Genomic DNA, 24040 nt, shown 5'->3' with positions numbered 1-24040 from the left:
TCTTTGCTTTCGCTGAATTTGGAGGTGGGGGTCTTACTGCCCATTAAAGCGGGATAAAGGGAGGAATAATCAATGAAAGATGAAATGAAAGTATTTCAATGGTTAAAAGAACAGAATGCTCCTTTTGGAATTCAACTGCAAATTTTACAAGCATTTCAACTGTATCAAGTTATTGTTGAAATGGATAAAAAGTTAATGATGTATGAGGAGAGAGAGTATAGGGAGAGAATGTAATCTCATCCCTGTAGTATTACTTTCAGTTGTTCTGTACCCGCTAGGAATTCAAGTTCATCCTTTGTTTCAAAGTTATAAACAATATTATGTAGTAAAGGGCTGTATTGATAAAAACTCGTGATGCGGTGAATGAGTAATGGGTCATGGTGAGAAATAAGTGTGCTGTATTGTTCATATACAGATGTGGTAAAATCATGTCCGAAATCATAATATAGCCCAGCAAAATCAAAAGCAGGATCGCCAATTTGAGCATCACCAAAATCGATAATCCCTGAAATATTTTTGTTCTGCTTATTAAATAAAATGTGATGATGTGTAAAATCAGCGTGAATAATTGTATTTTGAAAAGTGGTTGTATCGATAAAAGTAAAGAAATTCTCGAATAACCGATTTAAAGATGATTTCTGTAACGAAGTAAGACTATTAGTAACATACTGATTTAACTTAGTTTGTAGCTCTTTCCAGTAGGTAAGTGTTTTTTCAACAGGGAGTCCTAACGTTGTACCTTGTTTTAAAGGAATACTATGTAGGGTTGCAAGGAAGGTAGCTAATTGTGTAATAAGTGCTTTCCGTTCTTGTTTTTCTAGTGTAGTAACTATTTCTGTTTTTAACGGTTCACCATGAATGAGAGTATAGTAACTGCAAAGCGGAATAGTATCAGTATCCTTTTTATAGAATAGGTGGTACTTTGGAACCTCAATTTCATGTAGTGAATAAGAGAGAAGTGTGCATAGTTCTTTTTCTAACGGAATGCGCATTGCATATTCCTGTTTTCGAGGGAACCGAAACAGTAGCTCATCATTTACGATAACCGCTACATTATCCCACCCTTCTTCATTTTGTTTAAAGGAATGTATAGAAAGATTAGGCAAGGCTTCTTTTATATATTGTTTGTATGTGTCCATAATTGTTCCTCGTTTCTAAGTTAACTTATTCTAGTCTATGATATCAGAATTTTCTTTCTATATGTTAAAATATAACTATCATTATGAAGAGGGAGCGGGATTGTTATGAAGAAAAGAATACTAATTACTTCTTTATGTATCGCTTTTGGATTGTTTTGGTCATATAAAGAGGAGGTTTTTGCTAGCTATAAACCGATTAATCAGTACGGATTAAATAAGGGATTACAGAACAAAAGTATAGAAACTTTAACTCATAATGAAATGAAAAAGGTAGGAGAACATTTTGTGACAGAGCAACTATCAGTGTTTGAGTTTATTAATAAAGAAGATGTGAAACGAAAAGGTGAAGAAATATTTTTAAATAGAGGATATGACCAATTAATAGAAAATTATTATCCAAATCGTTTTCGAGATTTAGAGTATAAATTTATAAACGAGGACATACGTGAAGTGACGGATGAAAGCTTTCTCTATCAAACTGTAGCGTACGTTGCGGGTACTGAGAATGGTAAGAGAAGCGAAATGAAATTGAATTATGAAATGAAAATTGTAAAGGTTAATAATATATTTAAGGTGTTAGAACAAAAGCAGTATGTACAATAAATTGAAACATAAATGAGTGCCACAAATAGCCGATAAAAAAAATCCCCCAGTTCTTTGAGGGATTTTAAAGGTTTTCATTTTGTTGTCCAAGTTCTTTTTGAGCAATGTATAAATTTCCTTGTTCGACTTGTTTCTGAGTAAGAACAGAATCACCTACATATCCTTTTTCTGTTTTTACAGTTCTTTTCGACCGATTGGAATTTTGTTTCTTCATATAATATGTCACCTTTCCTTAAAAATAAACAAAAATGATAAGCACAAGTAGTACTGCAGCGAAAATGGTAATACCCATTAAAAAAGAAGTGTTTTTATTTTTAGGTGGCTTATGTACATCTTGTCGATATCCAGGTGAAATTTCAGGGGCGAATTCTTCATCGAATGATTGCTTTTTTTCTTTTTCGTCCATATGTATCCACCTTTCTTTTTCATTATGTTATACGTTCAAAGAAAAAATATGCATAAAGAAAACCGCCCCTCTATCGTGAGCGGTGGTTTTTTGTTGTATATTTTCTTTGAACTTGAAAGAGACGGACAAGAAGGAAGATAGCACCAAATGCTAGACCGATAATAAGACCAATCCAATATCCTTTTGCTGCCCAGTCAGTATACGTTGCTAATATGTAACCGAGAGGGAGGCCTATTACCCAATAAGCGATTAATGTCATAATTAAGGAAACATTTACGTCTTTATAACCACGTAGTGCCCCTTGTACAGGAGTTGCAATTGCATCTGAAATTTGAAATAAAATCGCAAATATAAGAAATTCTTTTGCTAAATGATGAACTTGTATATCTGTCGTATAAATAGAAGCAATTTCATCATCAAAGAAGTAGAGAAGAATTGAATATAATAGGGCAAATGCAAGTGCTAAGCCAATCCCGATAAATCCATATTGTTTTGCGTTATTATATCGTTTCGCTCCAACTTCGAATCCAACAGCGATGGTCATTGCCATTGCTAAACTTAAAGGAGTCATATATAACAAGGAAGCGAAGTTCATAGCTGCTTGATGAGCTGCGATTGTTGTCGTACTAAAGTTACTCATCATAAGTGTTACTGCAGCAAAAATACTCGTTTCAAAAAAGATAGCAAATCCGATAGGGACGCCAAGTTGTAAGAACTCCTTCCAACTCGAAAGAGAAGGACGATATAATTGTTTAAAGATATGGAAAGATGCGAAAGGCTCTTTCGTACGAATAATAATAACGGTAATAATTAAAATGCACCAATAGGTTGCTGCAGAAGCAATTGCTGCTCCGACACCACCGAGTTTTGGGAAACCGAAATGACCGAAAATTAATACATAATTTAATACTACGTTAATTGGTAATGATAGTAATGTAATAATCATCGTTGTGCGAGTTTTTCCTAATGCATCAATAAATCCACGTAAAACAGTGTAAGTAAATAAAGGGATAATTCCAATTGCGATAATACTTAAAAATTGTGCCGCAATACGTTCCACAGGTTCTTCCAGGCGCATGCCGTTTAAAATAGGTGAAACAGCGAAGAAACCGATAAGGATGACCACGAAACTAGCACAAATTGCTAAATATACTGCTTGTATGACAACTTGGGGAACATCCTCTTTTTTCTTTGATCCAACGAGCTGAGCAACAATTGGAGTAGTAGCCATCAAAATTCCTGTTAATCCGGTACTAACGGGAAGCCATATACTTGTTCCGATAGCAACACCCGCTAAATCAATAGGACTTGCGTGCCCTGACATTGTCGTATCAAAAAAGCTCATTGCAAATAATGACATTTGTGTTACGAAAATCGGGAAAAATAGTAATACAAATTGCTTTAATTTTTGTGAGAATGAATTAGTTTCTTTCATAAAAGCCCCTTTCCGCATAAAAACAAACCCTCACTATCATACAATTTAATTAAAAAATAGAAAAGAAATACGCGCCTAGAACATATGGAATCAATAAAAAAAGGATGCACTTTGAAAAGGGATAAGGTATTATGATAAGGTGTGAAAAATTACATATTCGTTATTAAGGAGGCACTACTCGTGGCTGATTGGTTAATTGGAATAATCATGGGCGCTGTTGAAGGTTTAACAGAGTTTTTACCAGTTTCATCAACAGGACATATGATTTTAACAGGTCATTTACTTGGATTTGACGATGAGAGAGCGAAAGTTTTCGAAGTTGTTATTCAATTGGGATCGATTTTAGCGGTTGTTGTTATATTTTGGAAGCGTCTATGGTCTTTAGTAGGTATAGGGAAAGTAACAGACGGACCATCGTTAAATTTATTACATATTATTATCGGGATGATTCCTGCCGGCGTACTTGGCGTATTGTTCCATAGTGCGATTAAAGAAGTTTTATTTGGGCCAGGCCCAGTTGTCATTAGCTTAGTGGCTGGTGGTATTTTAATGATTGTTGCTGAAAAGTTTTCGAAACCAAGTACAGCAAGAACATTAGATGAAATCACATATAAGCAAGCATTTACAATTGGAATGTTCCAATGTTTAGCGCTTTGGCCAGGATTTTCTCGTTCTGGATCTACAATAAGTGGTGGTTTATTAGCTCGCGTTTCGCATACAGCGGCGGCTGAATATACATTCATTTTAGCAGTACCAATGATGGTAGCTGCAAGTGGTTTAGATTTAATTAAAAGCTGGGATATATTAAGTACGGCTGATATCCCATTATTTGCAACAGGATTCATTACAGCGTTCGTTGTTGCGATGCTTGCAATTGTTTCATTCTTAAAATTATTAGCTCGTGTAAAACTAACACCGTTCGCTTACTACCGTTTCATTTTAGCTGCGGTATTCTATTTCTTCATTATGTAATAAAAAAACTGCCGAGTTCGGCAGTTTTTTTATTTTACTACTTTTTCCATCATGCTTTCCATTACATGTTCCCAAAGAGCAGTATCATCAGCTAATGTGGCACGGAAATTAGCGTACATTTCTTTTTGTTTTTCTTCAAATGTTGGATCTTCTTTTTCAGGCAATGTAGCGCGCATTGAAGTTACTAATTCTTGTACTTTCGGAGCGCGTGGTCCCCAAACGGCTTGTTCATTTCCATCTTTATCAATGAAAATAAAGATTGGAATGGCACGTGCTGTTCCATTTGTTAAATATTGATCCATTAATTCTAAGTTTTCATCGCGAATTAATAATCTCATATCAATATTTGCAACTTCAGAAATTCGTTTCATAACAGGTACGCATAAAAGAGCGTCACCACACCAATCAGCTGTTAATACGATAACACGCCAGCCATCATTTTGGCGTTCTTCTAATACAGGAAGTAATTCATTTGGAATTAAAAAGTTATTGTAAATGTGTAGTAACTCGTATTGATTTACTTTCATTTCATTCACATATGTATCAAAGGACATACCTTTATCAGCCCATTGTTGCAAGTTCATAAGTAACACCTCTTTAGTATGATTTGTTTTCATTGTACCAATTTTTATATAGAAAAGCTTGTATTCTTACTCTTTCTTGTGGCTTAATAATTTATTTAATAGGAAAAAGAATAGTACGACACATAATTCAGCAATGTTGGACAGTTGTACGTTCTCTATCCAATCGTCGGCAGTATGAATGACGAACCAATCTAACGTAATTTCAATGATTGCAAAAAGCGTAATAGCCAGCCAATTTGGCATGTTTTTCGTCATTGGATATAGCAACGCCTTGAGGAAACCGAAGAGAAAGAATGTAATACCGTCTAAGAAAGTGATTAATAAAAAAAATAGAAGTAAAGCAGTTCGTGATCTATACTCAATACCTGTAATATGAAAGATTCCTACATATACAAAGAATATAAATGCAAAAAATATAATGAGAAGCAGAATAACAAAACCAATAATCATAGTCTTATCTTTTAGATTGAGATTAGAAAATTCGTCTTCTTCACTCATTACCCCATCTCCTTTTTCTGGAAAATTAATTTTATTGTATCATGGAATATCTATTAAAAAACTACGAATTATGGGAAAATAAGGTGACAAAAAGTAAGATTTCATGTAAAATTATTAATAAGGTTTTTATTTAACTAAATGAAATAAAAGGGGCTGTCAAAGTTGTCTCAAAATCGAGAGCAATTAATGGAAGAACTATCGACAAATGTTTTTGCTATGTTCCGCACGTTGCGTAATGATATTGGAAAAATATTTGGTGGTTACATACCGTGGAATGAGTTCATCGTCCTTAGAATATTGAACCGTACGAATAAAGAAATGGTATCACGTGTAGCTAACGAATTAAATGTATCGAATAGTCATATTACAGCTGTTACAGAAAAATTAATTAATAAAGGTTTTGTAACCCGTTCACGTTCTACATCAGATCGCAGAGTTGTATATTTAGAGATTACAGAGCAAGGAAAAGATTTGGTTGCGAAAATGGAAGGTGAGAAAAAGAAATATTTACAAGAAAGATTCTCTGCACTTTCAGAAGAAGAAATGAATATAATGATATCTATTTCTAAAAAACTTATTTAATTCATTACAAGTAAGAAAACGCTTACGTAGAAAAGAAGAAGACCTTCCTTATATGAGGAAGGTCTTCTTTCTTATGTAAAAGATTATAAAAAAGAAAATATGTAACATACTACTAGTAAAGGAAGGGGGCAGAAATATGACAAATCGAAATGGTAGTAAAGGGAGCGGAAATCAAGGCTCACCAGAATCAGGGCAATTTCAGCAAGAGTTTAGTGCGGAATTTGAGACTGGTAATGATAACAAAGGGAAAGAATATCGTTCGAAAAAAGGAAGTAAATCAAAAAAGGAGTGAATCTTTTCACTCCTTTTTTGATTTAAGATGCTGCAGATTGATCCGTATTATATTTTTCTTCTGATTTTGCGACAATCATTGCGCAAATTGCATCACCAGAAATATTTACAGCTGTTCGTGACATATCTAGAATGCGGTCAATACCGATAATTAAGGCAATACCTTCTACTGGTAGATTTACTTGATTTAATACCATCGTAAGCATTACAAGTCCAACACCTGGTACACCGGCAGTACCGATACTAGCTAGTACAGCAGTTAATACGACGACAGCTAATTGGGAAATAGTCAGCTCAACACCGTATACTTGAGCAATAAACACAGTTGCTACACCTTGCATAATGGCAGTACCATCCATATTGATAGTTGCACCTAGTGGTTGTACAAAAGAACTTATCGCTTTTGGAACGCCAAGTTTTTCTTGTGCTGTTTTCATCGCAAACGGAAGAGATGCATTAGAGCTAGATGTACTAAATCCAATTGCCATTACTGGTCCGAAATGTTTAAAGAAACGGACAATGCTTTCTTTTGCTAATACCTTTAATAATCCACCATAGACGAAGACGCCGTGAATAATAAGTACTAGCATAACGACAATCATATACTTGAACATCGCAGCGACGCCAGCAAGACCCATTTTACCAACGGACGAAGCAAGCAACCCGAATGTTCCAATTGGAGCTAATTTCATAACGAGATTAACAAGATACATCATTAATTCGTTGCCCTGTTCAAGTAATGAATGAATACCTTGGACACGTTTTCCTAAAATAGCTATACCGAGTCCGATTAATACGGCAAAGGCAATAATTTGTAACATGTTTCCATCAGCCATCGCTTTTGCTGGGTTATCTGGTACGATATTTAGCAAAGTATCGACGAAAGATGTTTCGGTTTTTGCACCTTCATATTTAAGCCCTTCGGTTTTAAAGTTTCCGCCAGAGCCTGGTTGTATAATAAGTGCGAATGTAACTGCAATGGAAATCGCAACGGCTGTAGTTACAAGAAAGAATGAAATTGATTTTAAGCCGATTCTTCCAAGTTGCTTCGGGTCTCCAAGCCCAGCAGCTCCAAGCACGATAGATATAAATACAACGGGAACAACTAGCATTTTAATGAGGCGAATAAATAATTGACCAAGTGGATTGAACACATATTGATTTAATGGTTCAAAAATGGATGGCGCAGCTAAATTTAAAGTGAGTCCGACAACTAAACCGAGAAATAATGCAATTAAAATTGCTTTTGTTTGTTTCAATATAACCCCCCCTTATTTTTGTGAAATTACTTTCTACATTAATTGTACCGAAAAACTACCTAATTTGACAATATTTTCTGAATATTTTGTATAGAAATATCTATTTAAATATAGATTGTTTTTACTAAAGTAAGCAAAAAAGTTGGGAAATCTAGTTAAAAAACAAAATAGACCATCACATAGGATGGTCTAGGGAAGGGGACAATTTATGTCAATTTAATTAGGGATGGAAGTTGTTCAAGACACTGGGGAATGTCTTATAAATTAGGGAGGAACAACTTCGATATATATACTATAAAAGGTGGATGTGACCAGGGTGTGAACATAGAGTGAAAGAGAGAGGGAATTTTAAATAGAAGCTAGAGTAAACAAAAAATAAGACCATCACATAAGAGATGGTCAAGGAAGGGGACAATTTATGTCAATTTAATTAGGGATGGAAGTTGTTCAAGACACTGGGGAATGTCTTATAAATTAGGGAGGAACAACTTCGATACATATACTATAAAAGGTGGATGTGACCCTGATGTGAACATAGAGTGAAAGAGAGAGGGAGTTTTCCATAAAAAATAAAGTAAACAAAAAATAAGACCATCGAAAATGATGGCCTAAGGAAGGGGACAATTTATGTCAATTTAATTAGGGATGGAAAGCTGTTCAAGACACTGGGGAATGTCTTATAAATTAGGGAGGAACAGCTCCGATACATATACTATAAAAGGTTGATGTGACCAGGGTGTGAACATAGAGTGAAAGGTATGAGAATTTGAGAAATGATAGATATGAAGTTGTTGCTGTAAGAGTTATAGAGTAAAGAAAGAGAATAGAAGGTTTCATTTATAAGAGGAAATGAAATGCGAATATAAATAAAAGTTGAAAACTATGAAAAAAAGGATTATGCTCAACTATATTATAAGAGTATAAGGTTTATCCCGCTATGTAAGGTTTCTTATAAGCCTTTAGTTATGAGGGGGAAAAGGGAGTTAGTGAATATGGAAGTAACAAAAAGACAAGGGCTGTATAATCGTTTTATACGATTAAATCCACCACAAATATTAGCATTAGGTTTTTTCTGCTTAATTGTGGTTGGCGGTTTGTTATTAAAGTTACCATTCGCAACGAAAGTACATATTAGTTGGGTAGATGCTTTCTTTACGGCAACGTCAGCAGCAACTGTAACAGGATTAGGAGTAGTAGATACCGCAAGTACATTTACGATGTTTGGCGAAATTGTAATTATGTTTTTAATTCAAACAGGTGGTCTAGGTCTTATGACGATTGCCATTTTAATTGTTTGGGTATTAGGCAAAAAAATCGGATTACGCCATCGGTTATTAATTGGGGAGGCATTTAATCAGACGAATATAGGTGGTCTCGTAAAATTAGTAAAACGTGTCTTTATATTTTCAATTTGTATTGAGTTGATTGGAGTTATCTTTTTATCATTTCGCTTTATTCCAGAGTTTGGCTTTGGAAAAGGTATATATTATAGTGTTTTTCACGTAATCGCATCTTATAATAATGCCGGATTTGCACTATGGCCAGATAATTTAACGAGGTATGTAGGAGATCCTATTATTAATATTGGGATCTGCTCTTTAATCGTAATAGGGGGTCTCGGTTTTACTGTATTAATTGATATATGGTATAGCCGTAGTTTTCGAAAATTATCGCTTCATTCCAAAATTATGATTGTTGGAACAGTAGCGCTAAATGTGATAGCGATGATTGTGATTTTTGTATTGGAATATAATAATGTGAAGACGTTAGGGAATTTACCTTTAAATGAAAAGTTATGGGCTTCTTTTTTCCAAGGCATTACTCCTCGTACTGCTGGATTTAATACAGTTGACTACGGGGGGATGGAAGAATCATCTATATTATTTACGATGGTTTTAATGTTTATTGGTGCAGGAAGTGTATCAACAGGTGGAGGGATTAAATTAACAACGTTTGTTATTTTAGTTACATCTGTCCTTTCTTTCTTTAGAAAGAAAGAGGAAATTGTATTATTTCAGCGCACAATAAAAATGTCGACAGTAACGAGAGCGTTAGCGATTGCTGTTGCCAGTCAAATTCTCATTTTTGCAGCAGTATTTGTATTAATGCTAACAGAAAACTTCAGTTTTATTCAGTTACTATTTGAAACAATTTCAGCATTTGGTACAGTAGGATTAACGATGGGGATTACTGCAAAGTTATCAGCGTTTGGAAAATGTATTATTATGTTTGTTATGTTTTGCGGATTAATTGGACCGTTAACACTTGTCTTTTCTTTAGCGCGACCAGCAAAACAAAAAATTAAGTATCCATCGGAAGATGTATTTACAGGATAAGGTATCCCGCATAAGCGAGATACCTTTTTCTTTTTAAAAAAGGGAGAACAATAATCCGATAAGCGCTACTCGGAATAAAATTGCGATGAGTGCTGCAATTCCGCCGACTATCGCAGCGATACCACCAGTTACAGTAGCTCCGCGATTATAAGCGTAAATACCTAGTAATACAGAAACAAGGCCAAATAATGTTGGGAAGGTAAAGAGTGATAAGATAGATAAGGCAAGAGCGATAAAGCCAGCAGTTGATCCAGCGGCAGACGATCTCACATCATCTTTATGATCCTTCTCATCGTAATCATAATCAATGCGCTGTGGTGCAACTTCAGCTGCATATTCTTCTTTATAGTCACTATAATCACTATCTATTCTATCTCTTTTTTTGTACTCATCAAATTTCTCAGTCAAAGTCATGACTCCTTTCATAACAAGGTTCAATAGTAGTATGTATCTCTTTTTCCTTTTTATCCGAGTATGTACAGGGAGTCATATCCATTTAAAAAGTGGAGATTGTTTTTTTGAAATAGTAAAAGTTAGTATGACTTCCTCTATTTTGGAAAGTATAAAAAAGAATAATGAGGAAAGGGTGCAATACATAATGGAACATCCAATTGAAAATTTAATGAAAACAGCAATGACAAATTTAAAAGAGATGGTAGATGTAAATACAATTGTTGGCAGCCCGGTTTCAACAGCTGACGGAAATGTAGTATTAACAGTATCTCAAGTAGCTTTCGGTTTTGGAGCTGGCGGAAGTGATTTTAAAGGTGATTTTATTTCCGAAAAACATAAGAACGGACAAGGGCAACATAAAGAGCACAAACAAAGTCATCCATTTGGAGGCGGGAGCGGGGCTGGGGTTTCTATTAGCCCGGTTGCTTTTTTAGTAGTTGGTTCTAACGGTGTGCAAGTATTGCACCTCAATAGTAGTACACATTTAATTGAGAAGGCTTTAAATACTGTACCAAGCACCGTAGATAAATTTGTAAATAATCGTCAAAAGTGAACTTGCATTTTTTAGGAATTATGATATATTAGAACAAGTGTGCTTTAGGATGATCGGAATAAATGAACTGTAAATATATATGATGTGTGGAATAAGGGAGAGGAATTTATGATTAATATCAAAAACTTAGTAGTTGGTTTATGTATGTTAGTAAGTGGCTTTGTTGTATATGTAATAAAAGAAAAAGCTCCATTCTAAAACAGACAAACCGTTACTGTCTGTTTTTAATTTATAAAAAATGTTGACAACTTATTGTATTGATGTTAGAATTTTAATTCGTGTCTCGGTTACAGCTAGTGTAAAGTAAATAAATCTTATAAATATAATACGAAAAGTTTGCGAAAGATCGGGTAATCTTACCAACAACTTTTGTGAATAAACCCTATAAATTATAATTGTAGGCTTTATAGGTATACTAGTGAATCAAGGAGCGGTCAGTGGAACCGTAATGATGAGAGAGAGGTAGGGCTTTCATCCAGTATATGTTACTTTCCCGTTAGGTGAATATAAAAAAGAGGACTCCTTTTCAAAAGGAGTCCTCTTTCTTTTTGTAAAATAAATTTAAATACGGCTCTCAACTTGCTGACAAATTTCATCCGTTGTTAAACCATGAGCTGTAATTACCGATCCTTTAATTGATGTATCTGCAATCCCCATCATATTGGAATCTTGCCCAGTTACCACACAACAATCGCAGCCTTGTGCATCCTGTTCAGAGTTAAGGGTAACAACTTCATATCCTTGTTGCTGAAGAGCTTGCTGAACATCTGTTAATGAATTTTCAACACCGATTCTAGCCATAATTCTCACCTCCTACCATCTAGTTACTAGTATGCTCAAGTACATCGCATATATTTATGCAAAGATGGTAGGAAACATATATTTATTTGCTATTTACGGTTAGTTTGATTAAATTATCACTTTATCCCGCTTTAATGGGCAAAGTCCGATTGGTGAGGGCCAATAATCAGTGGGGGATGAAGAAACCCCCACTGATTAAAGCTTCACTTTATTTAGTCGTTATATACACCAGTAAGCATTTGACTTACGAATTGATCGTTTAAAGTATCTTGGGCGGAAGAAGTATTTGAATGAATGTCGATTGAAGCAATAAAATTATTATGTTCTTTATTATTTGGTTCTACCTCTACATAATTATCGAATTTACAAAAACCTTTCGTATCCATTAGATCAAATAGTTGAAGCATTTCTACTACCTCTTGTCTCGTTCCTTTAATTTGTACACACGCCATATTGATATCCTCCTTCATTTTGACAAATTGTTTTTTAAAAATAGGATTATGATTGCGAGATGAAAAATATGAATGTTATTTTTAGACAGCGTTATTTTTATTATTTTCCCCCTTTTTCAGCAAAAGTCGTTGTATATTCCCGAATTTATAAAAACGGACGTCCGTTTATTGAATACAATAGATTCGTATCAATTGATGAAAATCCTTCTTTTAAACAAATATTTTTTTTAGTGGAATTTGGCGAAAAAAATTTTTGACTTTTTGTAAACGTTAACAATGTTGTTAAATCAATATAATCAAAGATGTACGTACGATTAAAAATTATAAATTTTCTAAAAATTTACTTGATTTATTTAGAAAGGAGAGTAAACTAGGAAACAATAAAAAATTCATAGAACATAGGAGGCGCTTTCCAGTGAATGAGCAATGGATTTTCTTAAATGGAGAATTTGTTCCAAAAGACGAAGCAAAAGTTTCAGTATATGATCATGGTTATTTATATGGAGATGGAGTATTTGAAGGAATTAGAGTTTATAGCGGTAATGTTTTCCGTTTGAGAGAGCATCTTGTCCGGTTATATGAATCAGCAAAATCCATCATGTTAGAAATTCCATATTCTTTAGATGAAGTAACGAATATTGTTGTTGAGACGATTCGACAAAATAAATTATCTAATGGATACATTCGCCTTGTTGTATCGAGAGGTGCAGGAAATCTTGGATTAGATCCTGATTCTTGTAAGAAACCGAATGTAGTCGTAATTGCAGAACAACTATCTTTATTCCCACAAGAATATTATGAAAAAGGGATTCCAGTTGTAACAGTTGCAACGCGCCGAAACCGTCCAGATGTTTTGTCGCCTCAAGTAAAATCACTAAATTACTTAAACAATATTTTAGTTCGTATTGAAGCGAAATTAGCTGGAGTACAAGAAGCACTTATGTTAAATGATCAAGGATACGTAGCTGAAGGCTCAGGAGATAACGTGTTTATTGTAAAAGGAAATAAATTAATTACACCACCAAGTTCTGCTGGAGCGTTAGAAGGTATTACACGAAACGCTATTTTAGAAATCGGTGAAAAACTTGGATATGACGTTAGAGAAGAATTATTTACAAGACATGATGTATATGTAGCTGATGAAGTATTTTTAACAGGAACGGCTGCTGAAGTAATTGCTGTTACGACAGTAGATGGTAGAACGATTGGTTTAGGGCAAACAGGTCCACATACGAATCGTTTATTAGAAGAATTCCGAAAGTTAGTTATAGAAGATGGAGAGAAAATTTACGAAGAAAATAAAGTTGGATAACAACTTTTTATAACATAAGAAAGCGTTGAGAGGGAGGAGTAGTTGATTGTGAAGCCTCACAGAGAGTCGGTGGTTGCTGAAAACCGATGGTTCACGTCGACGAACATCGCCCTTGAGTGCTAAGCTGAAGCATTTGTCTAGGCTTAGACGGTAGCTCCGTTATTAGCTAGACTCATTAATGGGTCACTGAGGCAAGAGTATTCTTGCGAAGAAGGGTGGTACCGCGAAATCTTTCGTCCCTTCAGCACATAGCTGGAGTGTGGACGTAGGATTTTTTTTATTGATAAAAGTTTTCAAAAAGGGGGCTTATAAAAACAATGTCTTCAAAAACGGAAGAGAAACTGGCAACTGGTGCACAGCTATTGTTAGAAGCGCTAGAAAAGGAAGGAGTAAAAGTGATTTTCGGTTATCCTGGTGGTGCTGTTTTACCTCTTTATGATGCACTCTATGACTGTGAAATTCCGCATATTTTAACAAGGCATGAGCAAGGTGCTATTCACGCCGCTGAAGGGTATGCCAGAATTACTGGTAATCCAGGGGTTGTCATTGCAACGAGTGGACCAGGTGCTACAAATGTTATTACAGGTCTTGCAGATGCCATGATTGATTCTTTACCACTTGTTGTATTTACAGGGCAAGTAGCAACAACGTTAATTGGAAGTGATGCTTTCCAAGAAGCGGATATTATGGGGCTTACGATGCCGGTGACAAAGCATAACTATCAAGTGCGAAAAGCTTCAGATTTACCTCGAATTATTAAAGAAGCATTTCATATTGCTAGAACAGGAAGACCAGGCCCAGTCGTTATTGACCTTCCGAAAGATATGGTGGTAGAGCAAGGGGAACGATGTAATGACGTACAAATGGATTTACCAGGATACAACCCGAATTATGAACCGAATCTACTCCAAATAAACAAATTATTACAGGCAATTAGTGCCGCAAGTAAGCCGTTAATTTTAGCTGGAGCAGGTGTATTGCATGCGAAAGCATCAAAAGAGTTAACAAGTTTTGCTCGTAAATATGAAATCCCAGTTGTGCATACTTTACTTGGTCTTGGAGGCTTTCCGCCAGATGATGAACTTTTTCTGGGAATGGGAGGAATGCATGGTTCATACACAGCCAATATGGCGTTATATGAATGCGACTTACTTATTAATATAGGTGCAAGATTCGATGATCGGCTTACTGGAAATTTAGCTTATTTTGCTAAAGAGGCGACTGTTGCGCATATCGATATTGATCCAGCAGAAATCGGAAAAAATGTGCCGACTGAAATTCCTATTGTTGCAAGTGCTAAGCTAGCGTTGGAAGTATTACTTCAACCGGAAGGAGGGAAAGAAAATCATCATAATTGGCTTTCCTTATTAAAGAATAGAAAAGAAAAATATCCACTATCTTATAAACGGAATTCGGAAAGTATTAAGCCTCAATACGCAATTGATATGTTATATGAACTTACGAAAGGAGAAGCGATTGTAACAACAGATGTTGGGCAACATCAAATGTGGGCCGCACAATATTATCCGCTGAAAAACCCAGATAAATGGGTAACTTCTGGAGGATTAGGAACGATGGGCTTCGGATTTCCAGCAGCAATTGGGGCACAAATTGCAAAGCCTGATGAACTAGTTATCGCAATTGTCGGTGACGCTGGCTTTCAAATGACGCTGCAAGAATTAAGTGTGTTAAAAGAACACTCCTTACCTGTTAAAGTGTTTATTTTAAATAATGAAGCTTTAGGAATGGTAAGACAATGGCAAGATGAATTTTATAACAAAAGATATTCGCACTCTTTACTATCGTGTCAACCAGATTTCGTCGCTCTTGCGAATGCGTATGGCATAAAAGGAGTTCGCATAGATGATCCACTTCTTGCAAAGAAGCAAATACAGCATGCGATGGAATTACAAGAACCGGTCGTAATTGATTGCCGTGTACTTCAATCAGAAAAGGTAATGCCGATGGTTGCGCCAGGGAAAGGTGTTCACCAAATGGAGGGAGTGGAAAAAAGGTGAAGAGAATTGTTACAGCGACAGTTCGAAATCAAAGTGGTGTGTTAAACCGAATTACAGGTGTTATGACACGAAGGCATTTTAATATTGAAAGCATTTCAGTAGGTCATACAGAATCATCGGACATATCACGGATGACGATTGTTGTACACGTTGAAAATGAACAGCAAGTTGAGCAGTTAATTAAACAACTTCATAAGCAAATTGATGTTCTGAAAGTATCAGATATTACGGAAGAAGCGATGATCGCAAGAGAACTTGCACTTATTAAAGTCGCAACATCAGTAGCAAGAGCAGAATTATATAGTTTAATTGAACCGTTTCGAGCCGCTGTAATAGATGTTGGGAAGGATTCCATAGTTGTGCAAGTAACTGGTACGCAGGAGAAAGTAGAAGCATTAATTGAATTACTTCGTCCATACGGTTTGAAAGAAATTGCTAGAACAGGTGTAACAGCATTTACGCGTAGTATGAAAAAACAAGATAAGCAAGTTATGTTAATTCAATAATCATTTAAATATAGGGGGAAATGAAAATGGCAAAAGTTTATTATGAGAAAGATGTAACGGTAAATGTATTAAAAGAAAAGAAAGTAGCAATCATCGGATACGGCTCGCAAGGTCATGCGCATGCGCAAAACTTGCGTGATAACGGATTTGATGTAGTAGTAGGTTTAAGAAAAGGGAAGTCTTGGGATAAAGCGAAAGAAGATGGATTTTCTGTATATACAGTAGCAGAAGCAGCAGAGCAGGCTGATTTAGTAATGATTTTACTACCTGATGAACTGCAGCCAGAAGTATATGAAGCAGAAATTGCACCAAATTTGCAGGCAGGAAATTCTCTCGTTTTTGCACACGGATTTAATGTTCACTTTGATCAAGTGAAACCACCAGCGAATGTAGATGTATTTCTAGTAGCGCCTAAAGGCCCAGGGCATCTTGTACGCCGTACGTTTGCTGAAGGCGGAGCGGTTCCTGCATTATTCGCCGTATACCAAGATGCGACAGGAGTTGCGACTGAAAAGGCACTTTCTTATGCTGATGGAATTGGAGCGACGAGAGCGGGCGTATTAGAAACGACGTTTAAAGAAGAAACAGAAACAGATTTATTTGGAGAGCAAGCTGTACTTTGCGGCGGAGTAACTGCGCTAGTAAAAGCTGGATTTGAAACGCTAGTTGATGCAGGATACCAGCCTGAACTTGCATATTTTGAATGTTTACATGAACTAAAACTAATCGTTGACCTTATGTATGAAGGCGGACTTGAAAATATGAGATATTCAGTTTCAGATACAGCGCAGTGGGGCGACTTCGTATCAGGACCACGCGTTGTAACGGAAGATACGAAGAAAGCGATGGGTGCAGTGCTAGCCGAAATTCAAGATGGTACATTTGCAAGAGGCTGGATTGCAGAGCATAAAGCAGGAAAACCGAATTTCCATGCGACAAATGAGAAAGAGAATGAACATGAAATCGAAGTAGTTGGACGTAAATTACGTGAAATGATGCCTTTCGTACAGCCGCGAGTAAAGGCAGGGGTCAAATAATATGAAGCAGATTTTTTTCATGGATACGACGCTACGTGATGGCGAACAATCACCAGGAGTGAATTTAAATGAACAAGAGAAATTGCAAATTGCAAGGCAATTAGAGAGACTGGGTATTCATGTCATGGAAGCTGGCTTTGCAGCAGCTTCCGAAGGGGATTTTCAATCGGTAAAACGCATCGCAAATACGATTCAAAATGCTACAGTTATGAGTTTAGCTAGAGCAAAAGAAAGTGATATTCGAAGAGCATATGAAGCGGTGAAAGGTGCTGTATCTCCCCGTCTACACGTATTTTTAGCTACGAGTGATATTCATATGAAGTATAAACTTTGTATGTCAAAGGAAGATGTGTTAGATAGTATTCATCGCTCGGTTACACTTGGGAAATCGTTATTTCCGACAGTACAATTTTCTGCAGAAGATGCAACAAGAACAGCAAGAGATTTTTTAGCTGAAGCAGTAGAAGTTGCGATTCGTGCAGGAGCAAATGTAATTAATATTCCAGATACAGTTGGATATACGAATCCAGAAGAGTATTATTCTCTTTTTAAATACTTACAAGAATCCGTTCCTTCATATGAAAAAGCAATTTTCTCTTGTCATTGTCACGATGATCTTGGGATGGCTGTAGCCAATTCATTAGCTGCGGTTGAAGGTGGAGCGTTGCAAGTAGAAGGAACAATTAATGGAATTGGAGAAAGAGCAGGGAATGCGGCGTTAGAAGAAGTCGCAGTTGCTCTTCATATTAGAAAAGATTTCTATAAAGCGGAGTCTTCTATGACGCTAAAAGAAATTAAAGCGACGAGTACACTAGTAAGCAGATTGACAGGTATGGTTGTACCGAAAAATAAAGCGATCGTTGGAGCGAATGCATTCGCTCATGAATCAGGAATTCATCAAGATGGTGTATTAAAAGAAGTGACAACGTATGAGATTATTGAACCGGAGCTAGTAGGCGAATCTCAAAATCTATTTGTACTTGGAAAACATTCTGGACGTCACGCGTTTACAGAAAAAATGAAAGAGCTTGGCTATGAATTTACAAAGGAAGAACGAGATGCGGTGTTTGAAGCGTTTAAAAAATTAGCTGATCGTAAGAAGGAAATTACGGAGGAAGATTTACGTGCACTTATGCTTGGTGAAGCAGCATTTGCGGCTCAGCAATATACCATTACACAACTGCAAGTACATTTCGTATCAAATAGTGCACAATGCGCGACAGTTGTGCTAAAAGATGAGGAAGGAAATGTATACGAAGATGCAGCTACTGGCTCTGGTAGTATTGAAGCGATTTATAATGCAATCCAAAGAATTTTAGGATTAGAATGTGAATTGGCGGATTATCGCATACAATCTATTACACAAGGTCAAGACGCACTAGCTCATGTTCATGTTGAATTAAAAGAAGGAACGCATCAAGTATCAGGTTTTGGTGTCGCGCAAGACGTATTGGAAGCGTCGGCGAGAGCATATGTCCATGCGGCTGGGAAATTAAAATCTTTTATCCAGCTTGTGAAGTAAGTGGTTGATAGGTGAAGAAGCTTTCCTCACCTATCTGATTAAAGTTCTGAAAATTCAGTTAAAAGGAGTGTTGAAATTGGAAAAACGTATCGTTTGTTTAGCTGGTGATGGTGTTGGCCCGGAAGTTATGGAAAGTGCGAAGGAAGTATTGCATATGGTAGAGAGATTATATGGGCATCGTTTTCATTTGCAAGATGAGTACTTTGGTGGGAGTGCTATCGATTTAAATGGGCAACCATTACCACAACGAACGCTTGCCGCCTGTTTAGCAAGTGATGCAGTTTTACTAGGAGCAGTTGGTGGACCAAGGTGGGATAGTGCGAAAGAAAGACCAGAAAAAGGATTATTAGCTTTAAGAAAAGGACTCGGCGTATTTGCGAATGTTCGCCCTGTAACGGTAGAAAGCGCAACGGCACATTTATCGCCATTAAAAAAGGCTGATGAAATTGATTTCGTTGTCGTTCGTGAATTAACAGGCGGAATTTATTTTTCTTATCCGAAAGAACGAACGGACGAAGTAGCAACCGATACACTTACGTATCATCGTCATGAAATTGAACGTATCGTTTCGTATGCTTTTCAATTAGCGAGCAAGCGGAAGAAGAAAGTAACATCGATTGATAAGGCGAATGTTTTAGAGTCTAGTAAACTATGGCGAACTGTGACAGAAGAAGTAGCACTTCGTTATCCAGGCGTTGAACTAGAACATATTTTAGTAGATGCCGCAGCGATGGAATTAATTCGAAATCCAGGACGGTTTGATGTAATTGTAACGGAAAATTTATTTGGAGATATTTTGAGTGACGAGGCTTCCGTATTAGCTGGATCATTAGGGATGCTTCCATCAGCAAGTCACGCGGAAAAGGGACCTTCATTATACGAGCCTATTCACGGATCAGCACCGGATATTGCCGGGAAAAATAAGGCGAATCCAATTGCAATGATGCGCTCTGTTGCAATGATGCTTGGGCAATCGTTCGGATTAACGAGAGAAGGGTGTGCAATTGAAGAAGCAATTTCTGCAGTCCTTACATCAGGGAAATGTACAGCAGATATCGGGGGAACTGAAACGACAACTTCATTTACGAAGGCAGTTATGCAAGAAATGGAAGAGCAAGCGTTAGTAGGGAGAGGAAGATAATGGGGAAAAGGTTACTAGATAAACTTTGGGAAAGACATATAGTTACGACAAACGAAAATGGGTTGGATTTATTATATATCGATCTGCATCTTGTCCATGAAGTAACGTCACCGCAAGCCTTTGAAGGCTTGCGGCTTACAAATCGAAAGGTCCGTAGACCAGATTTAACATTCGCAACGATGGATCATAATATTCCAACGAAAGATGTTTGGAATATTACCGATCGCATTGCGAAACAGCAACTAGATACACTTCGTGAAAATTGTAAACAATTTCAGGTGCCGTTAGCGGATATTGGAGATGAAGAGCAAGGGATTGTTCATGTTATCGGACCAGAACTTGGGCTCACGCAGCCAGGAAAAACAATTGTTTGTGGTGATAGTCATACAGCAACACACGGTGCGTTTGGCGCGCTAGCATTTGGCATTGGCACGAGTGAAGTGGAACATGTATTGGCGACACAAACGTTATGGCAACGTAAACCGAAAGCGATGGGCATTGAGTTAAAAGGGAAATTACAGAAAGGTGTTTACGCGAAAGATATTATTTTGCATCTCCTTTCAAAGTACGGTGTAGCAGTTGGAACCGGATACGTAATGGAGTTTTATGGAGAGACAATTGGAGCTATGGAGATGGAAGAGAGAATGACGCTTTGTAATATGGCAATTGAAGGAGGAGCGAAAGCTGGTATTATAGCACCAGATGAAAAAACATTTGCTTATGTAAAAGGACGTCAATATGCACCGAAAGACTATGAAACTTTCGAGAAAAAATGGTCTGAACTGTATACAGATTCAGATGCGATTTATGATTTACATATTTCAATTGATGTGGCGGATTTAGCACCGTACGTTACGTGGGGAACAAACCCGAGTATGGGTGTTCGTATTGATGAAAAATTGCCAGAAAAGCATGATGCAAATGACGAAAGAGCATTTTCTTATATGGGATTAAGCCCTGGACAAAGTACGTATGACATTCCAGTTCAGCATGTTTTTATTGGATCTTGTACAAATTCCAGGCTCTCTGATTTAGAAATTGCTGCATCTGTTGTGAAAGGAAAAAAGGTAAAAGAAGGTGTGCGAGCACTCGTTGTGCCTGGATCGAAAAGAGTAAGAGAAGCTGCGATGCAAAAAGGACTACATCACATCTTTGAAGAAGCAGGATTTGAATGGAGAGAACCTGGATGTTCAATGTGTCTTGGAATGAATCCAGATCAAGTACCTGAAGGAGAACATTGTGCTTCCACTTCAAACCGTAATTTTGAAGGAAGACAAGGAAAAGGAGCACGAACACATTTGGTTAGCCCAGCAATGGCGGCAGCAGCTGCATTATATGGTCATTTTGTTGATACTAGAAAGGAGAGTTATGATGGAGCCATTTCGTATTCATAAAGGTACTGCCGCAGTACTGATGAATGATAACATTGATACAGATCAAATTATTCCGAAGCAATATTTAAAGAGAATTGAAAGGACGGGATTTGGAAAATATTTATTCGATGAATGGCGTTATGATAATAACCGCCATGAAAACCCTAATTTTCCACTTAATGCACAAGATAGAAAAGGAGCAAGTATATTAATTACAGGTGATAATTTTGGTTGCGGTTCTTCAAGAGAACATGCTCCATGGGCGCTTGCTGATTATGGTTTCCGTGTTATTATCGCTGGCGGGTTTGCAGATATTTTTTATATGAATTGTATGAAAAATGGTATGTTACCAATTGTAATGGATAAAGAAATGCGAGAACAACTTGTCAAAGCGGATGCGAGAGAACAAATAGAAGTAGATTTAGAGAATGAAGTCATTACAACGAGTACGCACAAGTTTCATTTTACAATCGAGAAAATGTGGAAAGAGAAATTATTAAATGGTCTAGATGAAATTAGTATTACAATGCAATATGAACAAAAAATTGTAGAATATGAAAGGGAAGTAGCTTTATATTAAGAAATAACGGAATGTTCGAAATGTATTTACATTCAGAATTAAGTATTATATACTATGTAAAAAATCAGAGGAGAAAGGGAGTAAGTATTATGAATATCGTGCAACCTCTTGAAATGCTTACACAACTACATCATCATACATAAAGCCCTTGAACCTAGCGTGAAAACGTGTAGGCACAAGGGTTATTCCCGTTGTACCTACACTCTACTAAAGAGCCTTGTAGGTATTTTGTCTACAAGGCTCTTTTTATTTTCGGTTTAGGTGAATGAAATAGGCATACATTAGAAAGGGAAAGGTGTGAGAATTTAGATGACAAAATGGAAACGGGCAAATCCAAATGGAACGAGAGACTATTTATTCGAAGAATGTACGTTAATTGAAGAAGTGGAGCAAAAATTAAGACGTACTTTTTTAGAGCGAGGTTATGAGGAAATAAGGACACCAACAATAGAATTTTATGATGTGTTTGCCTTTCAAAATAGACCGATAGATGAAGAAAAGATGTATAAATTTTTTGATGAAAAGGGACGTATTATCGTCTTGCGTCCAGATATGACAATTCCTTTAGCGAGAGTGATGGGAACGCAGAGGTGGGATACGCCGCTAAAACTGACGTATGGCGGGAATGTATTTCGGGCGAATGAGTCCCTTACTGGAAAATATAATGAAATTATACAAAGTGGTATTGAAATTATTGGGATTGATAATGTAAGAGCTGAAATTGAATGTGTTATAAGCGTCATTCAATCACTTCAAAAGGTGAAGGTGCAATCTTTTACAATAGAGATTGGGCAAGTGCAGTTATATAAATGTATTGTCAAAAAGCTCTCCATTCATGAGGAAGAAGAGAGAGTACTTAGAACATATATTGAAAGTAAAAATTATGCTGCTCTATCAAATTTTATTAGAGAAAAGAAATTAGATCGATGTGATGAAACAGTAAGATTACTTGAGAAATTGCCAAGGCTATTTGGGAATTTAGAAGTGATTGAGGAAGCAGAAAAACTCGCCTCAAGTAATGAAATGAAAATGGCCATCGCAAGAGTGAAAGAAATATATGTAGCCATTGAAAAACTAGGCTATGGATCTTACATATCAATTGATTTAGGTATGATCCAACATCTAGATTACTATACAGGAGTTATTTTCAAAGGGTATATATATGAAATTGGAGAAGAAATTGTTAGTGGTGGAAGATATGATGAGTTAATTGGAAATTTTGGAGAAATGCTGCCGGCTGTTGGACTCGCGGTGCAAGTCAATCAAATTGTGAAGGCGCTGCAAGAGCAGCAAGAACCATATGAACGAAAGAGAATAGATATAATCATTCATTATGAGTTAAATAGATTAGCAGAAGCGGAAAGATTACGAAGTTTACTTCAAAAGGACGGGAAAAAAGTAGAGCTATCCTTATTCTCTAATGTAAACGACACCTTTCAATTTGCAAGAAAAAATCAAATAGTAACGGTCGTTGAGGCGAAGAATGAATCATTAGTGGAATATGTATGGAAAGAGAAATGGGTAGTCCAGAAAGAAGGAGAAGCCTCATGCGTAACATTCAAATTGCGTTAACGAAAGGGAGATTAGAAAAGCATGTGATTCCACTCTTTGAGCAAATTGGAATTGATTGTTCAGAGCTCAAAAATAAAGGGCGAAAGCTTGTCTTTCAAAGTAAGAATACAGATATCTCATTTATTTTAGTGAAAGCAGTAGATGTTGCTACTTATGTAGAACATGGAGTAGCGGATATTGGGGTCGTTGGAAAAGATATTTTAATGGAAAATGAGAAAGATATTTATGAAATGTTGGATTTAGGAGTAGGCGTGTGTAAGTTTTGTGTAGCTTCTATTCCTACTTATAATCCGAAGAGCTACCGGAAGAAACGTATTGCAACGAAATATCCCCATATTACTTCTAACTATTTTCATGATAAAGGAGAGGATGTAGAAATTATTAAAATAGAAGGTTCTGTAGAAATCGCTCCTATTCTTGGATTGGCAGATGCAATTGTTGATATTGTTGAAACAGGAACAACATTACAAGAAAATGGACTCATTGTATTTGAAGAAATGTGTTCTATATCTGCTCGAATGATTGTAAATAAAGCTGCATTAAAAACTAAAAAAGACGAAATATTCAGTATTGTAAATATGATGGAGCAAGAAATTTTGTCAGGAAAATAGGGGG

Annotated in this window: 29 protein-coding genes and 1 other annotated feature; of the genes, 19 read left to right on the top strand and 10 right to left on the bottom strand. The window is 36.4% G+C overall.

Going from position 1 to position 24040, the window contains the following annotated elements:
• Positions 1-72 precede the first annotated feature (72 nt).
• Positions 73-234, top strand: coding sequence for a hypothetical protein (locus tag K5S59_RS21415; protein WP_000651007.1), 162 nt, complete (start codon positions 73-75; stop codon positions 232-234).
• 2 nt (positions 235-236) lie between these two features.
• Here the strand turns inward: K5S59_RS21415 and K5S59_RS21410 are convergent, their stop codons facing one another.
• Positions 237-1139, bottom strand: a complete 903-nt coding sequence (locus K5S59_RS21410; protein WP_000382056.1) for an aminoglycoside phosphotransferase family protein — start codon at positions 1137-1139, stop codon at positions 237-239.
• 105 nt (positions 1140-1244) lie between these two features.
• Between K5S59_RS21410 and K5S59_RS21405 the strand changes: the two genes are divergently transcribed.
• Entirely contained in the window at positions 1245-1742 is a 498-nt protein-coding gene (locus K5S59_RS21405) for a hypothetical protein (protein ID WP_000746042.1), read from the top strand.
• A 64-nt stretch (positions 1743-1806) separates the two neighbouring features.
• Here K5S59_RS21405 and K5S59_RS21400 read toward each other — a convergent pair whose 3' ends face one another.
• The 3 genes from K5S59_RS21400 to K5S59_RS21390 all read right to left on the bottom strand — a co-directional run bounded on the left by K5S59_RS21400 (position 1807) and on the right by K5S59_RS21390 (position 3583).
• Positions 1807-1956, bottom strand: coding sequence for a hypothetical protein (locus K5S59_RS21400; protein WP_000744622.1), 150 nt, complete (start codon positions 1954-1956; stop codon positions 1807-1809).
• 18 nt (positions 1957-1974) lie between these two features.
• Entirely contained in the window at positions 1975-2148 is a 174-nt protein-coding gene (locus K5S59_RS21395; protein WP_000343557.1) for a hypothetical protein, read from the bottom strand.
• 70 nt (positions 2149-2218) lie between these two features.
• Positions 2219-3583 (bottom strand): MATE family efflux transporter, encoded by a 1365-nt coding sequence (locus K5S59_RS21390; protein WP_000665399.1) that lies wholly within the window; start codon positions 3581-3583, stop codon positions 2219-2221.
• Positions 3584-3763: 180 nt separating this feature from the next.
• Between K5S59_RS21390 and uppP the strand changes: the two genes are divergently transcribed.
• The gene (uppP, locus tag K5S59_RS21385; RefSeq protein ID WP_120449726.1) at positions 3764-4555 is read left to right on the top strand and encodes a bacitracin resistance undecaprenyl-diphosphatase; all 792 of its coding nucleotides are present in this window, start codon (positions 3764-3766) and stop codon (positions 4553-4555) included.
• Between the two features lie 29 nt (positions 4556-4584).
• Here uppP and K5S59_RS21380 read toward each other — a convergent pair whose 3' ends face one another.
• Both K5S59_RS21380 and K5S59_RS21375 read right to left on the bottom strand, forming a co-directional pair.
• Entirely contained in the window at positions 4585-5172 is a 588-nt protein-coding gene (locus K5S59_RS21380) for a thioredoxin family protein (protein WP_097845712.1), read from the bottom strand.
• 33 nt (positions 5173-5205) lie between these two features.
• Positions 5206-5637, bottom strand: a complete 432-nt coding sequence (locus tag K5S59_RS21375) for a YrvL family regulatory protein (RefSeq protein WP_120449728.1) — start codon at positions 5635-5637, stop codon at positions 5206-5208.
• Positions 5638-5799: 162 nt separating this feature from the next.
• Between K5S59_RS21375 and K5S59_RS21370 the strand changes: the two genes are divergently transcribed.
• Together K5S59_RS21370 and K5S59_RS21365 are read left to right on the top strand one after the other, a co-directional pair.
• The gene (locus K5S59_RS21370) at positions 5800-6219 is read left to right on the top strand and encodes a MarR family winged helix-turn-helix transcriptional regulator (RefSeq protein WP_000081442.1); all 420 of its coding nucleotides are present in this window, start codon (positions 5800-5802) and stop codon (positions 6217-6219) included.
• A 136-nt stretch (positions 6220-6355) separates the two neighbouring features.
• Positions 6356-6511 (top strand): hypothetical protein, encoded by a 156-nt coding sequence (locus K5S59_RS21365; protein WP_000184927.1) that lies wholly within the window; start codon positions 6356-6358, stop codon positions 6509-6511.
• Between the two features lie 22 nt (positions 6512-6533).
• On the opposite strand, the gene K5S59_RS21360 is transcribed toward K5S59_RS21365, so the two are convergent.
• Positions 6534-7769, bottom strand: coding sequence for a dicarboxylate/amino acid:cation symporter (locus K5S59_RS21360; protein WP_000814817.1), 1236 nt, complete (start codon positions 7767-7769; stop codon positions 6534-6536).
• A 992-nt stretch (positions 7770-8761) separates the two neighbouring features.
• Between K5S59_RS21360 and K5S59_RS21355 the strand changes: the two genes are divergently transcribed.
• Entirely contained in the window at positions 8762-10105 is a 1344-nt protein-coding gene (locus K5S59_RS21355; RefSeq protein ID WP_120451082.1) for a TrkH family potassium uptake protein, read from the top strand.
• Between the two features lie 33 nt (positions 10106-10138).
• On the opposite strand, the gene K5S59_RS21350 is transcribed toward K5S59_RS21355, so the two are convergent.
• A complete protein-coding gene (locus K5S59_RS21350) occupies positions 10139-10531 on the bottom strand; it encodes an imidazole glycerol phosphate synthase (RefSeq protein WP_002020776.1) in 393 nt (130 codons plus the stop codon).
• Positions 10532-10643: 112 nt separating this feature from the next.
• Here K5S59_RS21350 and ytfJ point away from each other — a divergent pair, with 112 nt between their 5' ends.
• On the top strand, positions 10644-11111 hold the full coding sequence (ytfJ, locus tag K5S59_RS21345) for a GerW family sporulation protein (protein ID WP_002071000.1): 468 nt from the start codon (positions 10644-10646) through the stop codon (positions 11109-11111).
• 108 nt (positions 11112-11219) lie between these two features.
• A complete protein-coding gene (locus K5S59_RS21340; RefSeq protein WP_000608225.1) occupies positions 11220-11309 on the top strand; it encodes a hypothetical protein in 90 nt (29 codons plus the stop codon).
• Positions 11310-11672: 363 nt separating this feature from the next.
• On the opposite strand, the gene K5S59_RS21335 is transcribed toward K5S59_RS21340, so the two are convergent.
• A complete protein-coding gene (locus K5S59_RS21335) occupies positions 11673-11912 on the bottom strand; it encodes a YkuS family protein (RefSeq protein WP_120449730.1) in 240 nt (79 codons plus the stop codon).
• 212 nt (positions 11913-12124) lie between these two features.
• Positions 12125-12364, bottom strand: a complete 240-nt coding sequence (locus K5S59_RS21330) for a DUF3911 family protein (RefSeq protein WP_000752504.1) — start codon at positions 12362-12364, stop codon at positions 12125-12127.
• 59 nt (positions 12365-12423) lie between these two features.
• On the opposite strand from K5S59_RS21330, the gene K5S59_RS30485 reads away from it, so the two are divergent.
• From K5S59_RS30485 to hisG, 11 genes are all read left to right on the top strand, one after another.
• The gene (locus tag K5S59_RS30485; RefSeq protein WP_000794209.1) at positions 12424-12621 is read left to right on the top strand and encodes a hypothetical protein; all 198 of its coding nucleotides are present in this window, start codon (positions 12424-12426) and stop codon (positions 12619-12621) included.
• A 158-nt stretch (positions 12622-12779) separates the two neighbouring features.
• The gene (gene ilvE, locus K5S59_RS21320; protein ID WP_001005497.1) at positions 12780-13676 is read left to right on the top strand and encodes a branched-chain-amino-acid transaminase; all 897 of its coding nucleotides are present in this window, start codon (positions 12780-12782) and stop codon (positions 13674-13676) included.
• Positions 13677-13692: 16 nt separating this feature from the next.
• Positions 13693-13920, top strand: a binding site (T-box leader).
• 73 nt (positions 13921-13993) lie between these two features.
• Positions 13994-15694: an acetolactate synthase large subunit gene (gene ilvB / locus K5S59_RS21315; RefSeq protein WP_000095871.1), complete on the top strand. Its 1701-nt coding sequence runs from the start codon at positions 13994-13996 to the stop codon at positions 15692-15694.
• A complete protein-coding gene (ilvN, locus tag K5S59_RS21310) occupies positions 15691-16200 on the top strand; it encodes an acetolactate synthase small subunit (protein WP_000822948.1) in 510 nt (169 codons plus the stop codon). The genes ilvB and ilvN overlap by 4 nt, the downstream gene beginning before the upstream one ends.
• Before the next feature lie 26 nt (positions 16201-16226).
• Complete coding sequence (ilvC, locus tag K5S59_RS21305; protein ID WP_001151727.1) at positions 16227-17237, top strand: ketol-acid reductoisomerase; 1011 nt, start codon at positions 16227-16229, stop codon at positions 17235-17237.
• A 1-nt stretch (position 17238) separates the two neighbouring features.
• Positions 17239-18759: a 2-isopropylmalate synthase gene (gene leuA / locus K5S59_RS21300; RefSeq protein WP_000809324.1), complete on the top strand. Its 1521-nt coding sequence runs from the start codon at positions 17239-17241 to the stop codon at positions 18757-18759.
• A 76-nt stretch (positions 18760-18835) separates the two neighbouring features.
• Complete coding sequence (gene leuB / locus K5S59_RS21295; RefSeq protein WP_000415391.1) at positions 18836-19900, top strand: 3-isopropylmalate dehydrogenase; 1065 nt, start codon at positions 18836-18838, stop codon at positions 19898-19900.
• Positions 19900-21294 (top strand): 3-isopropylmalate dehydratase large subunit, encoded by a 1395-nt coding sequence (leuC, locus tag K5S59_RS21290; RefSeq protein ID WP_120449732.1) that lies wholly within the window; start codon positions 19900-19902, stop codon positions 21292-21294. Before leuB ends, leuC begins: the two co-directional genes overlap by 1 nt.
• Positions 21272-21853, top strand: coding sequence for a 3-isopropylmalate dehydratase small subunit (gene leuD / locus K5S59_RS21285; RefSeq protein ID WP_000433207.1), 582 nt, complete (start codon positions 21272-21274; stop codon positions 21851-21853). The genes leuC and leuD overlap by 23 nt, the downstream gene beginning before the upstream one ends.
• Positions 21854-22162: 309 nt before the next feature.
• Positions 22163-23425 (top strand): ATP phosphoribosyltransferase regulatory subunit, encoded by a 1263-nt coding sequence (hisZ, locus tag K5S59_RS21280; RefSeq protein ID WP_000170309.1) that lies wholly within the window; start codon positions 22163-22165, stop codon positions 23423-23425.
• Entirely contained in the window at positions 23401-24036 is a 636-nt protein-coding gene (gene hisG, locus K5S59_RS21275) for an ATP phosphoribosyltransferase (RefSeq protein WP_001244477.1), read from the top strand. The genes hisZ and hisG overlap by 25 nt, the downstream gene beginning before the upstream one ends.
• Positions 24037-24040 lie beyond the last annotated feature (4 nt).

The organism is Bacillus sp. BML-BC051, assembly GCF_019656175.1.
In the GTDB taxonomy this organism is placed as follows: domain Bacteria; phylum Bacillota; class Bacilli; order Bacillales; family Bacillaceae_G; genus Bacillus_A; species Bacillus_A mobilis.
Note: the sequence above shows the minus strand (reverse complement) of the source record. Positions and strands in the feature narration are given on the sequence as shown.